The following is a 13,017-nucleotide window of genomic DNA, read 5'->3' as shown; positions in this document are numbered from 1 at the left end:
TTCCCAGGTCAATGCCAACAATATGGTTGACCTTTGTAAGATCCAATTCAGAGAACTCTTTGGTCATGGAAATATGCAAAAACCACTTCTTATGTTTGTACACGAGCTTGGCCGTGCCCCATTTCCACGTCCCGTCAAAGAAGTGCTGCATGCCTCGCTTTTTGTAACGAAGCTTCACTCGTCCGTCCAGCGTATTTACGCTAAACCGATCATCGTTCAAAGCGTAATCTCGATGCCAAACCAGATCATATTCAGGTCGTTTGAATTGGACCAGGTTCCAATCGTGCCCGTTGGATCGGGCAGAGGTATAGCGGGCGATGACCGTTCTGATCACCGATTGCGCCATTTGGCTTTTCAAACCAAAACGGCCCCGCAGCTCTCGATAATACAAGTCATGGAGTGCACGCTGACGTAATTCTTTGGTTTGAAATACAATGACTGAAAGATAGTTACATGCTTTCCGATAGGCTTGAGTTGTCTTGATGAGCATTTCCGTATGTTCATACGGGACATAGATTTGGATTTTTGCTGTAATGGTAGACATTCGACTCACCTCTTCTCACTGCATTAAATATATCATAGGATTCAATGGGGAATGGTTAAATCTTCATGGCGGAAGGAGGTAGCATGGAGCTTTCGGCTTTCGAGCTACCGATGGGTAGCCCTTATGCCGAGCGCAATTCCTCACACGACTAAAGTCGCATGTGTCCATGCGCGGTTATGAATTTGCTCCAACAAGATACCCTCCCTTTGGATAAGTGTATGTTTATATAGTATTCGAAGGGGCTCCTCCTTTTTATGCTCTCATCAACCTCAATAACATCTCCAAGAAAGAGTTCATAGGTGCTATAGAAAAATGAGTTGCAGACAAAATCATACAAGCCAGGCCGATCAATATCATGAAGATAGCTATTAACCAGTCCTGCTTTTTCATAACTCACCTCATGATTTATGTTAATCGCTTCATCGCTATAGTGGATTCCTGATGTCTGCTTAATAGAGAAATGGTCAATACTCCTGAGTAAGAACATTAATAGGGTGGGAAGGACCAATGTGGACGTCATTAAACAGCGAAGATAACATGATTTACGAAATGTTCAAGGTAGCGCTCCAACTGGAGGAGCCATGGAAATTAATGCACGTCGAGTTCGACGACAAAGAAGAAGCTTGGCATTTGTTTATCGACTTTGAGCGTGGCTCCACCTTCGCTTGCCCGGCCTGCGGAGCCGAGAGCAAAGCCTATGACGCGGAAGTGAAAAAGTGGCGTCACCTGGACTTTTGGAATTGGAAAACATACATGCATGCACGAGTACCCAGAACCAACTGTAGGACATGTAAAAAAGTAACGCAAGTTCCGGTTAAATGGTCACGCCCTCTGTCTCATTTCACCCTGCATTTCGAAGCATGGGCGATGCGGCTCATGGCGGAAATGCCAGTGAATGCAGCAGCACGGGAACTACGGGAGCACGACACACGGATGTGGCGCATCTTCCACCATTATATTGAGAAAGCCATGGACGAACTCGATTGGACGCGCGTGAAACAGATCGCGATCGACGAAACCTCCTCCCGCCGCGGTCATCGGTACATCACCTTGTTTGTGGATGTCCAAGCAAAAACGGTTCTGTTTGCAACCGAAGGCAAAGGAATGGACACGCTCGGACGCTTTAAGGAGCAGCTGTCCGCTAAAGGGGCTTCTGCCGAGCAGATCCAAGACGTGTGCTGCGATATGTCCCCCGCCTTTATCCGAGGGATTCAGGAGTACTTTCCCCAAGCAGAAATCACCTTTGATAAATTTCATGTCATGAAGCTGGTGAACGAAGCCGTGGACGATGTGCGAATCCAGGAACAAAAGCATGCGCCGGAACTGAAGCATACGAAGTACATCTGGCTGAAGAACGAATCCAACCTCAAAAGGGAACAAAAGGAAACGTTGGCGCGGCTGAAGGATAGTCATCTGCAGACCGGGCGCGCCTATCGCTTGAAACTGGCCATGCAGGAGTTTTAGATGACACCGCACATCTTCGCGGACGTTTACCTTCGGGAATGGATGGGTTGGGCGGGCCGCTCCCAGCTCTCGCCGATGGTCGAACTGGCGAAGACCATCAAGAAGCACGAGGAAGGCATCTTGCGATGGTTTCACAGTAAGATGACCAACGGCTTGCTTGAAGGCATAAACGGTCTGGTGCAAGCGGCCAAGCGCCGGGCGCGTGGCTACCGCAATGTTGAAAATCTAATCGCGATGGTGTATATGACGGCAAATAAGCTGCGTATGCCGGTGCTCGGAGCACGCCGAGCACACTAACCCTTACCGCCTTGTGACCTCGCCTCATAGGCAGAAGGAGCGGTCAAGCGAATTCCTTGACGGCTCCTTCTGCCTATGAGATTCTCCAAGCAAGCGGAAGGGTTATGACTCTCTTTAATAGCCATTGACCCACCCAATAGAGCGAAGAGCCTGTTAATCCACCCACCTGTACCCTACTCCCCATACGGTTTGAATGGGATTATAAGATAAACCGGCAACCTGAAATTTATCTCGGATATTTTTGATATGGGTATCTACTACCCTGGGATCTCCAAAAAAATCATTTCCCCAGAGTTGTTCAACGATAGATGCCCTGGAAAACGTTCGTTGGGGATTTTGTGCCAAAATCATGACAATATCGTACTCTTTGTGTGTTAATTCAACGGGTAAATTCTTGACTACAACCTGTAGTCTCTCCGGGTATATGACTAGATCTAGAAATTCTATTTTTCGTTCTCTCTTGATTGCAGAGGCAGCTTGGTCAGCACGACGAACTAAGGCATAAATTCGTGCAATAAGTTCTTCGGGATCTACAGGTTTAACCACATAATCATCTGCGCCCGTTTCAAATCCTTGCACTTTATCTTTAATATCACTGCGAGCCGTCAGCATAATAATAGGAGTTGTACTGGACTGACGAATTTTTTCACAAACTTGCCATCCGTCCATATCGGGCATCATAATATCCAGTAAAACAACATCAAACTTGTTATTAGTAAAGAGAGTTAATCCTTCCGTTCCATTATGAGCCTCAGTCACCTCAAAACCCTCTTTGCTCAATACGATACGCAACAAATTTCGCATATTCCATTCATCATCGATGACTAATATGTTGAGATCCATGCCTACACCGCCCTTTTAGTTAATAACTGGTGCATTGATGCATTTTAGCCAAAGTCCATTGTAAATCCATCTTGTACTCGAAGAAGTATAAACCATATTTATGAAGTTTCTGTGGAGGAATCTCCAAAGTTAGCTTAGCTGTTCAGATCTCCGATTGGAAACATCACTTTAAAAACAGTACCTCTTCCTACTTCGCTTTCTACCTCAATTTTCCCGCCTTGTAATTGAACCAGATGTTGAACAATCGATAATCCAAGACCCGTTCCACCGAGCTGCCTGGATCGGGATTTCTCCACTCGATAAAATCGCTCAAAAATATAGGGGAGTTCATCCTTGGGAATACCTGGTCCTGAATCCGATATGGCCACGATTCCTTGCCTATCCTCTTGTGTTAGTGTAATCCGAACGCTACCTGTGGCCGTATAGCGAATGGCATTCTCCAACAAGTTCAGGAGAATTTGCTCAAACCGGATGGGGTCAACATAGAAGGAAGAGACCTTTTCAAAGTGAGAACTCAACTCTAACTCCTTCTCCTGAGCTTTTAATCTAACCTTATCCATAGATCGGCGAATGATCTCTGCCGGATCTGTCAGTTCCATATTTAGTTCAATCTTTCCTTCCTCTATTTTGGCTAATTCAAAGAGGTCATTGATAATGACGGTAAGGCGATGCGACTCTTCAGAAATGATATGTAAGTATTTTTGTTGTTCTGCTTCATCCTCCACATATCCTTTAGATAGAATATTTGCATATCCTTGCATGTACGTTACAGGCGTTCGAAGCTCGTGTGAAATATTCGCAAAAAACTCAGAACGAGTATCCCGGTACCGTTTTAATTCCTTCGCCAGGTCGTTAATGGCCTGTGCTAGCGAGCCAACTTCATCTTTTGATGGAACTTGGAGCCGTGTATCCAACTCTCCCTTGGCAATTTTCCGAGTGGCCTCTTCAATTTTCACTAAGGGATTAGATAATTTTTTTGACAGAATGAAGATACAGCCCAATGCCAATATCAAAGTACCGACTCCTGCCAGCACCAACAGCCACCGGATGGTTAAAATGGAGTTTTTCATACTTTCCAGGGAGCTAATCACATAGATTCCCTTGATCGTCGAATCTGATGGATTATTCACGGGAATCCCATGCAGTAAGTACAGTTGATTCTGATACATGAATTCCTTCTCAAACTTCCTGCCCTCAAGCAAATCCTCGTTGCTCCACACCTCTGGCCATTGCTGAACACTTCGGTCATTTCCATCATCCGATAAATAGGTAAATTCCCCTTTGTTATTAATTAAATATATCTCAACCCCAGTAAATTCTTCCATCGTTTCAAATGGGATAACTCGTTCTTCCAGCATGGAGGATAAATGGGCTGCGAGTTCATTGGCTTCTTCATGAGCCTGTGTGGAGTAAAAACTGGTAAAAATCTGATTGATGACAACCCCAAGCAATAATAGGATCACCATAAACAAGCCGAAAATGGTGCATCCTAATTTCAAATATATCCGGTTCCACTTCATTCTGGCATCATCCTTTTCATTTACCCATTCACCAACAACCATACAACGAGGGCACTCTTCGATACAATGCTTAAATTGTTCATGGGACATCGTACTTAAATTATTCAACATTTCACCTTTTCGTATGACAAAGAAGGTTGATTTTTTAGGACACTCCATAAATTCCACACAATTGGATGATATTCTTGAGCCAATTACAACTTTACCAAGATCTTAAGGAGAGTAGACGATGAGAAAAAAACACAAAACATATATGGTCATCGCCGCGGTGGCCTCGCTATCCCTTCTTTTAGCGGCATGTACAAATGCGGCAACTGGCAAAATGGATCACTCTCAAATGGATATGGGAGATGAAAAAATATCTGCCGAGAACATAAAAAAGAGTAGTGCTTCACTTGTAAAAACACCACAGGTACTGTCTGGCAACAAAATCAATTTAAGTGCGTCTGAAGGCGAACTGGATGTAGGTAATGGTACAACTATTCCTGTATACACATTCAACAACTCCATACCCGGACCACAAATCAGGGTCAAAGAGGGAGAACAAGTATCGATCACCCTGACCAATAAATTACCTGTACCCACAACCATCCATTGGCATGGACTGCCGGTCCCTAATGCTATGGACGGAATCCCCGGAGTGACCCAGAATGCCATCCAACCGGGAGAGACGTTCACCTATTCTTTTACAGCGTCTACCCCAGGAACGTATTGGTACCATTCTCATCAGGATGCCGTCAATCAATTGGATAAAGGTCTCTATGGCAGTTTTGTGGTTGAAGAGGCCTCGGATTCCTATGATCGGGATTTCACATTGATGCTGGATGAGTGGGCAAGTTCGGGAACAGCCAGCATGGACGGGATGAACATGAGCGAGATGGATGGCATGGATATGTCTAACACAGAGAGCTCTGGAGCCGAAGAGGCTGCTCATGATATGAGTATGTACGATCTGTACACCATTAATGGAAAGATGGGAACCGCTACGCAAACCTTAAAGGTTAAGAAAGGAGAAAAAGTACGCCTGCGGTTGATCAATGCCGGATTTTTGACCCATGAAATGCACTTGCACGGTCATGATTTCCGTGTTGTCGCTTTGGATGGGCAATCGTTAAATGAGCCGACTGCATTAAAGGATCAATTGATATCCATCGCCCCCGGCGAACGGTATGATATTGAATTTGTGGCAGACAATCCTGGTGAATGGCTGCTCGAGGAACACGGGGATGATCCAAAGGTTGAGGGCATGCGTGTAAAAATAGCTTATGAAGAAGAGGGTGGGACAGCAAACGATGCTGAGAATTCCAGCACGATGTTGCCTACATTTGATATGACTTCTTACGGTAAAGCAGGAAAAAAGGAATTGACCCCCTATCAATTTTATGATGTGAGATATACGATGGAACTTGGCACGAAGGAGCAGGACGGGGAAACCGTATATACACTGAATGGAAAGACTTACCCAGATACCGAAAATATCGCTGTTAAAAAGGGAGATAAGGTATTGGTTCGTATGGTAAACAATTCAGCAACAGATGATCATCCAATGCACTTGCACGGTCACTTCTTCCAGGTATTAAGTAAAAACGGAACGGATCTCACAGGTTCACGGGTTTTAAAAGATACCATTAATTTAAAGCCGGGTGAGGAAGTAATCGTAGCCTTTATAGCGGATAACCCCGGAAACTGGATGTTCCATTGTCATGATCTTCATCATGCCTCCGCTGGTATGATGACAGAAGTAACATACTCCGATTTTAAATCTACCTTTGTAAACGATCCGAAAGCCGGGAATAAACCAGAGTAAAATATGAAAAGGGGGCTGTCCCAGCCCTCTTTTCAATTTTGTTAAGCCAAAGAATGCTCATAGAAGATTGGCGGTTTCTGGTTGTTATTTTTAAGTTGGGTATGCACGTGGCAGCGGAGAGAACGAAGCAATTCCGGAAAAGCGGAGCGGTCGCCTTTGGCCCGAAGGGTCAACAGCGATTGTAGGAATGCTTCGTTCTCGGAGCCGTCTCACCCACGCACGAAAAGAGTGCCCCCGGCCAAGGACCTTTGGGGACAATACAAAATCATGAAATAATCTTTTTCTTAGAAGGAACCGAAAACGATTGTGTTTGATCCTCCATATAAAGTTGGTGCCACATCATAAATACCAGCACGGTCCACAATTTCCGGCTCATATCCAATTTCCCTTCCTTATGGATCTCGAGCAATTGAAGAACATAGGATTTGTTGATCCATCTATCCACGTCTGCTGTCATGATCAGGTTTTTAGCCCATTCATACCATTCCTTTTTCAGCCATACTCGGATAGGTACAGGAAACCCGAGTTTTTTTCGCTGCTGCACATCAGGCGGGACTACATCTTTCATCGCTTCCCGGAGCAGTATTTTGGTCGCAGCAGGTGTAACTTTATACTTGGTAGGGATTGTTGCAGCCCATTCAAACACTTTGGTATCCACAAAAGGGACACGAAGTTCCAAAGAGTTGGCCATCGACATTTTGTCTGCTTTCATTAAGATATTACCTCTCAGCCAGGTGTGAATATCCACATACTGCATCTGGGTAACTTCATCATAATGTTTAGCTTGTTCATAAAACGGCTTCGTTACCTGAAGCGTCGAATGACAAACTCCAGCTTCGGACAGCCATGAGGACAGTACCTGATCTTTTTCGTGGTCCATGAATATTTTCGCATTTCCAAAGAATCGCTCTTCAAGCAAAAGGCTACCTCGTTCCAAAAAGCCCTTGCCTTTCATGCCAGCGGGCATCAGCTTGGCAAGCTGCCCCGCTGCCTTTCGCATCCCGACCGGAAGATCTTGAAACATACGCAGTGCATAGGGTTCTTTATAAATTTGATAACCTCCAAAAAATTCGTCAGCTCCTTCACCCGAAAATGCCATTTTTACGTGCTGACTAGCCAATCTGGAGACAAAGTAAAGACCGACTGCTGATGGATCTGCTACAGGCTCGTCCATATGCCAAATCAAAGAAGGTAAAATATCCATATACTCTTGAGCATTAATACGAATTTCATGATGTTCTGTCCCTAAATAAGCGGCTGTTTTTCTGGCCTCCTCCAATTCGCTATATCCCGGCATGTCAAATCCAACCGAAAATGTTTGGGTCGGCTCCAGCCGATGCAGTAACCCCACTAAGCTTGTGGAATCAATGCCTCCCGATAAAAAAGCCCCCCTGCGGACATCTGAGTTTTTGTGTATACGCACAGATTCTGATAATACGAAGCGAGTCTCCTCAGCTAAATCGGAGAAGGATCTATTTTCATTCGGGGCAAATTTCACTTCATAGTACGGTTGGATGGTCACTCCTTTTTCCTGAATGATCATATAATGACCAGCTTCCAGTTTATAAATCCCTTTAAACATAGTCGCAGGCTCAGGCACATATTGAAACGTGAGATATTGATATAACGCATTCTCATCGACTTCCCGATTCATCCCACCCGAAGCCAGTAATGATTTTATTTCGGACCCCACCATATAACCAAATGCATTCTCACTGTAATATACAGGTTTAATGCCAAAATGATCCCGAGCCACAAAGAGAAGCTCTTTTTTTCGATCCCATATCGAGAATCCAAACATCCCCCGCAAATAGTTTACACACTCAAATCCAACTTCCTCATACAACCGGAGCAGTACTTCCGTATCCGAATGGGTATGAAAGATATGCCCCTTTTGTACTAACCAATCCTTTAACTCCTTATAGTTATAGATCTCCCCATTAAATACGAGCCAAATATCCTGATTATGATTTGTCATAGGCTGAGTCCCATGCTCGATATCCAGTATGCTTAGTCTTCGAAAACCCAAACCGATGTGATCATGGATATACAGATTCTCATCATCAGGACCACGATGGGCGATCGTATCCGTCATCTTTTGTAGCATATTTCTATTTACAGGCACACGATATTTGTTGAATAGGCTTACGAATCCACACATTAGGCGTAATCTCCTCTAATTAATATGGCAAGATTGTACCCATAAATTATGTGGAATGTGTGAAGCAACCTTCATTGTCTATGATATAAATCATATTTCAGGGATAAAAAACTATGATTACATTGTAACGATCCATGGCTTTCATAACCGTGGATCGTTACAAAACAGATTAAGCTTCAAACGTAACCCCAGCCATAGAAGGATGAGCTTAATGGTCTGTTGGTGCTTGGGTCGCCATATCGTTAAGCTGGGTTACAAAAGCTCCTTCATTCGGGCCTTGATGATCACGAATCATTTTCGCTTGTTCCACTAGAACCTCTTCAGCACCCGTACCGAGTAATCTTATTGCTTCTTCAATGAATGCTCCAAGTGGCATCGCATGCGGATCGTCACTAAGATCTGTCATGAGTTCCGTTTGAACCCCAGGTGGTATGATTTCTAATACTTTTACTGTTGTATCTTTAAGCAAATAACGTTGTGATAAGGTATAGGAATGGAGCGCTGCTTTGGTCGCCGAATACACCGCAGTCGCTGCGTACGGAATAAACCCGATTGCAGAAGTCGTATTCATGATCACAGCTTCTTCTTTAGACTTCAAATGTTCGATTAATGAAGACGTCATTCGAATGGGTCCAAGTAAGTTTGTTGAGACCGTTGAAACCAGAACCTCTTCGTTAATCACACCCGCAGCCTCATCGAAAAGCATGATGCCGGCGTTATTAAATAAGACATTCAAATCAGGGAAGTCCCGAATAAGTTGCTTAGCGGTTGCCTCGATACTGGAAAGATCCTGTATGTCCAGTTCAACTGCATACATTCCGGGATTAGCACTAAGTACTTCCTCCAGACGCTCTTTTCTTCTACCCGAGATGATTACTTTGTTTCCAAGCTTGTGTAAAGCTTCTGCCAATGCACGTCCAATTCCTGAACCGCCACCTGTAATGAAGATCGTGTTTCCTGTAAGTTTCATTATAAAATCCCTCCAATATTTGGTTTTTTGATTACTTTGAAGTTTTATTAGTTACACTGTTAGATGAAATCTGTACTTACTATGAACCTTGCACTTTAAAGTTTCTGAATAGACTAACCACCTTCTTAGTATTATACTATTACAACAATAGTTGCTTTAGTAGTTCAATTGTATCCAGAACATCATCGAAGAACAACCAACAATGCGAGCCATTTGTTGGTTTAAAAAAAGGAGCTATAGCCATGGGACTTAAAGTAAGAAATATTCGTACAACTCGAACAAGAGAATCCATTTTCGAGTCACTTTTTGAACTGCTGGAAGAAAAAGATTTTGATAAAATAACAATACAAAATTTAACGGAACGGGCCCAAATCAATAGGGCAACTTTCTATGCTCATTTCCAAGATAAATATGAATTGGCGGATGAGATTATAAGAAAATCAGCGGAAGAACTTATTCAACAACATACTAATGGTGTGTGTGCATTTACAAAAGATAATATGATGCAATTAGTATTCGCAGCATTTGAGTATCATCAACAGGTCAAAAAGAAATGTCGCCGTAACTATAACAAAATTATTCCTCTACTCTCTTCAAAATTAGTTAATGCACTAAAGCATTATTTGAATCTTTGTATGCAGGAAATATACTCTGATGATGAACGTACTTTGTACGTACAAATCTATGCCAACATGATTAATGAAGCAGTTACTCTGCAAACTGCTGAACAAACTAAACTAACAGAACAACGTATAGCAGAGCATATTGTTCAATTGATACACCTGGACTAATCGAAAAAGTGAGCCGTAGTTACGTTACAGCAGCTATGGCTTTTTCAGTGATTTAACCATATTCGTTACCGTTGGCGGTTCGCATTTCTTTACCTTAGAGCTACCGCCTATTGGTGGCGGCTCTAAGGTCCAACCGTTTGGCTCCGTCTGAAACTTATTTTTTGGCAAACCCTTGCTTGTTCAGATAATCCATCATTTGAGGCTGAATACTTCTCTGGAGATGATCCTGGATGTGGTCACTCCATCCTTTTACTTTTTTCACGGTGAAAGGGGCTTTCGTCGGACGATTTTCATAATACTTCAACATGGTTTCATCATAGATAGCTAATTTTTCTTGATCGAGAGATTGATACTGATTTTCAAATAAAACCATGGATTGAGGCAGCCGAGGTTTCAGCTCAGGCTTATTTCCAGATGGATGACCGATGCATAGCCCCACTAAAGGAATCACATACTTCGGTAAACCCAATACGTCAGATAGTTCGTTAATATTTGCTCTGATCCCACCAATATACACCCCGCCTAGCCCCATGGATTCGGCAGCGGTCAACGCATTTTGTGCTACCAGTCCGGCGTCGAATGAACCGATTAACAGAAATTCAATATATTCGATATCCACTTCCGGAGCAATTTGATGATTCCGGTTAAAATCTGCACAGAAAATCCAAAACTCAGCCGCTTCTTCAACATAAGGTTGATTGACAGAAAGGTGTCTGACTTTTTTCCGAAGAATCGGATCGGTGATTCGAATAATGGACACGGCCTGCAGGAGACTGAACGATGAAGTTTGATTCGCTGCCTGAAAGATCGCATCGATTTGTTCCTGAGTCAGGGGTTGAGATGTGTAAGAACGAAATGATGTATGGTTATGAAGCAATTCAAGCGTATGATTCATTAAAATCCTCTCCTCTATTCGTTTATTCCATATTCCTTGTGGAACAAACCACGCTCCTGCAAGATGGGTATAACCTGATTTGCAAAATCCGCAACACCATCAAAAATTTGTATGCTCTCATGTGCCTTGTCATATCGTTCTTTACGTTCGCGCAGCGAATTCGAGTTTTTTAGCATTAAAAGTATTGACGTTCACCGGTCTGTGCTGATTTTTCGACGGCATCAAGTAACTGATGAAGTTTCACCGCATCTTCGAAAGTAGGTGTTAAGGATGTTCCTTCTTGAATATCTTGGGCGAATTTACGATAAGCCTGAGCCATATTCAGAACAATGCCTGAGTCATTTTTTAGAGATTGTGGAGCCCAGTAATAGGCATCGGGAATGGTTAGTCCACGAAGCTCGTTGTCAGTAGGTCCTGCACCGCGTAATTGATGTGATCCGAATTGAATAGATGCAGGTGCACTCAGCACGATTGTGCCTTTATCTCCAAAAATTTCAAGTGTTAATCCTGTCTGATGTTTGACTCCACCTTGAATATGAACATTTGCTGCGGCACCACTCGTTAATTTTCCAGCAATCAGTATTTGATCATCTGTCGTCTTCTTGATAACTTTCTGAATATCCACCAATTCGACTTCAGGAAACTGCTGTGCTGTGAGGGCAGAAAGTTCGGCAAAGTCCCCAAGCATATAGGTAAATGCATCCAGATTATGTCCACCTACAATGGTCAGCAAGTTTCCTCCAATCTTTCGATCAAACAAGTACGCACTGGACTTGTCACCCACGCCACCCATGCCATCAATGGAGATCTTTAGATTGGCAGACAATACTTTCCCAACATAACCTTCTGCCAATAAATCTTTCACATACCGAATGGCTGGGGCTTGTCTGGACTGTAATCCAATCGCATTTGCCAAATTTGCGGAAGCTACCCATTCTTTCATTTCAAGTGCTTCATTCGTATTTGATCCCAGTGGCCATTCGCAATAGATCGGTTTTCCAGCAGGCAGAACGGCTTTAACCGCATTATAATGTTCCTTGACGTTAATACTGACGACGACCATGTCCACATCAGGATGTTGAGCCAGATCCTCCATGTTATCAAAGCCGTGATCTGCATGGAAAGCTTCTGCGCTCTTCTTTGCACTCGCCATATTACTTGTCCCCACTGCAGTAAGCTCAAACTCATCCAAATGCTCAATGGCTGGAATATGTGTACCCCTCGCCCAACCATTATTAATTGAAGCACCTATGATTCCTGTACGAATTTTTTTACTCAATGAAAACATCTCCCTTATTTTTAAATGTATTAACTCATCAATTGCTTGATACTCTTATAAAATCGAAAGTTGAAGTCTATTTACTTTATTCACTTATCAGTAACTCTTTTCTGTGTTATATTTAATTAGTTAGCTTACTAAATATAGGATTAAAAAAAATATACTGATTAATTAGCCTGCTAACTATAAAACCAAAATAAGTTTATTATTCTTTTACATCGTAGGCAAACTAAAATGGTTTTGTTTTGGTTGTTGAGCCAATCATAAGTGTATTCGTTTCGTTTGCAAAGAGGGCAATTTAAATGAACATAGTACATCTTTTTGTACCTATAGATTAGGAGTGATATGAATGAGGGTTTGCAATGAAGGTTTTGAACAAGAAGTTCATGGATGAAAAAAGTGATATGTACGCGATAGCTTTTACACAGAGTGTTCTTTCCGGATGT

The 13,017-nt window shown here is 42.9% G+C and carries 9 protein-coding genes and 1 pseudogene; 3 read left to right on the top strand and 7 right to left on the bottom strand.

The window, feature by feature from the left end:
* A partial coding sequence (locus OIN60_RS17720; RefSeq protein WP_503122965.1) for a nuclease/transposase family protein occupies positions 1 to 544 on the bottom strand: 544 nt, incomplete at its 3' end.
* Positions 545 to 1,051: 507 nt separating this feature from the next.
* Between OIN60_RS17720 and OIN60_RS17715 the strand changes: the two are divergent.
* A pseudogene (locus OIN60_RS17715) lies at positions 1,052 to 2,305 on the top strand (ISL3 family transposase).
* Between the two features lie 153 nt (positions 2,306 to 2,458).
* Here the strand turns inward: OIN60_RS17715 and OIN60_RS17710 are convergent.
* The gene (locus tag OIN60_RS17710; RefSeq protein ID WP_305756198.1) at positions 2,459 to 3,148 is read right to left on the bottom strand and encodes a response regulator transcription factor; all 690 of its coding nucleotides are present in this window, start codon (positions 3,146 to 3,148) and stop codon (positions 2,459 to 2,461) included.
* A 134-nt stretch (positions 3,149 to 3,282) separates the two neighbouring features.
* Positions 3,283 to 4,668 carry a sensor histidine kinase gene (locus tag OIN60_RS17705; RefSeq protein WP_305756197.1) on the bottom strand — a complete coding sequence of 462 codons (1,386 nt, stop codon included), beginning with the start codon at positions 4,666 to 4,668 and terminating at the stop codon, positions 3,283 to 3,285.
* A 229-nt stretch (positions 4,669 to 4,897) separates the two neighbouring features.
* Here OIN60_RS17705 and OIN60_RS17700 point away from each other — a divergent pair, with 229 nt between their 5' ends.
* Entirely contained in the window at positions 4,898 to 6,475 is a 1,578-nt protein-coding gene (locus OIN60_RS17700) for a multicopper oxidase family protein (RefSeq protein ID WP_305756196.1), read from the top strand.
* A 265-nt stretch (positions 6,476 to 6,740) separates the two neighbouring features.
* Here the strand turns inward: OIN60_RS17700 and asnB are convergent, their stop codons facing one another.
* On the bottom strand, positions 6,741 to 8,636 hold the full coding sequence (asnB, locus tag OIN60_RS17695; protein ID WP_305756195.1) for an asparagine synthase (glutamine-hydrolyzing): 1,896 nt from the start codon (positions 8,634 to 8,636) through the stop codon (positions 6,741 to 6,743).
* A 208-nt stretch (positions 8,637 to 8,844) separates the two neighbouring features.
* Entirely contained in the window at positions 8,845 to 9,606 is a 762-nt protein-coding gene (locus tag OIN60_RS17690; RefSeq protein ID WP_305756194.1) for an SDR family oxidoreductase, read from the bottom strand.
* Positions 9,607 to 9,848: 242 nt separating this feature from the next.
* Here OIN60_RS17690 and OIN60_RS17685 point away from each other — a divergent pair, with 242 nt between their 5' ends.
* Positions 9,849 to 10,397, top strand: a complete 549-nt coding sequence (locus OIN60_RS17685) for a TetR/AcrR family transcriptional regulator (protein WP_305756193.1) — start codon at positions 9,849 to 9,851, stop codon at positions 10,395 to 10,397.
* A 154-nt stretch (positions 10,398 to 10,551) separates the two neighbouring features.
* On the opposite strand, the gene nfsA is transcribed toward OIN60_RS17685, so the two are convergent.
* Both nfsA and OIN60_RS17675 read right to left on the bottom strand, forming a co-directional pair.
* Positions 10,552 to 11,292, bottom strand: a complete 741-nt coding sequence (nfsA, locus tag OIN60_RS17680; protein ID WP_305756192.1) for an oxygen-insensitive NADPH nitroreductase — start codon at positions 11,290 to 11,292, stop codon at positions 10,552 to 10,554.
* A 175-nt stretch (positions 11,293 to 11,467) separates the two neighbouring features.
* Complete coding sequence (locus OIN60_RS17675; protein WP_305756191.1) at positions 11,468 to 12,571, bottom strand: Gfo/Idh/MocA family protein; 1,104 nt, start codon at positions 12,569 to 12,571, stop codon at positions 11,468 to 11,470.
* Between the last annotated feature and the right edge of the window lie 446 nt (positions 12,572 to 13,017).

This window comes from Paenibacillus zeirhizosphaerae, assembly GCF_030705605.1.
GTDB lineage: Bacteria > Bacillota > Bacilli > Paenibacillales > Paenibacillaceae > Paenibacillus > Paenibacillus zeirhizosphaerae.
The sequence above is the reverse complement of the archived record's forward strand: the minus strand, read 5'-3'. Positions and strand labels throughout refer to the sequence as shown.

Excerpts from the sequence above, each read along its gene's own strand:
- OIN60_RS17685 (WP_305756193.1), top strand. The coding sequence starts at position 9,849 with ATGGGACTTAAAGTAAGAAATATTCGTACAACTCGAACAAGAGAATCC.
- OIN60_RS17690 (WP_305756194.1), bottom strand. The coding sequence starts at position 9,606 with ATGAAACTTACAGGAAACACGATCTTCATTACAGGTGGCGGTTCAGGA.
- asnB (WP_305756195.1), bottom strand. The coding sequence starts at position 8,636 with ATGTGTGGATTCGTAAGCCTATTCAACAAATATCGTGTGCCTGTAAAT.
- OIN60_RS17710 (WP_305756198.1), bottom strand. The coding sequence starts at position 3,148 with ATGGATCTCAACATATTAGTCATCGATGATGAATGGAATATGCGAAAT.
- OIN60_RS17700 (WP_305756196.1), top strand. The coding sequence starts at position 4,898 with ATGAGAAAAAAACACAAAACATATATGGTCATCGCCGCGGTGGCCTCG.
- OIN60_RS17705 (WP_305756197.1), bottom strand. The coding sequence starts at position 4,668 with ATGAAGTGGAACCGGATATATTTGAAATTAGGATGCACCATTTTCGGC.
- nfsA (WP_305756192.1), bottom strand. The coding sequence starts at position 11,292 with ATGAATCATACGCTTGAATTGCTTCATAACCATACATCATTTCGTTCT.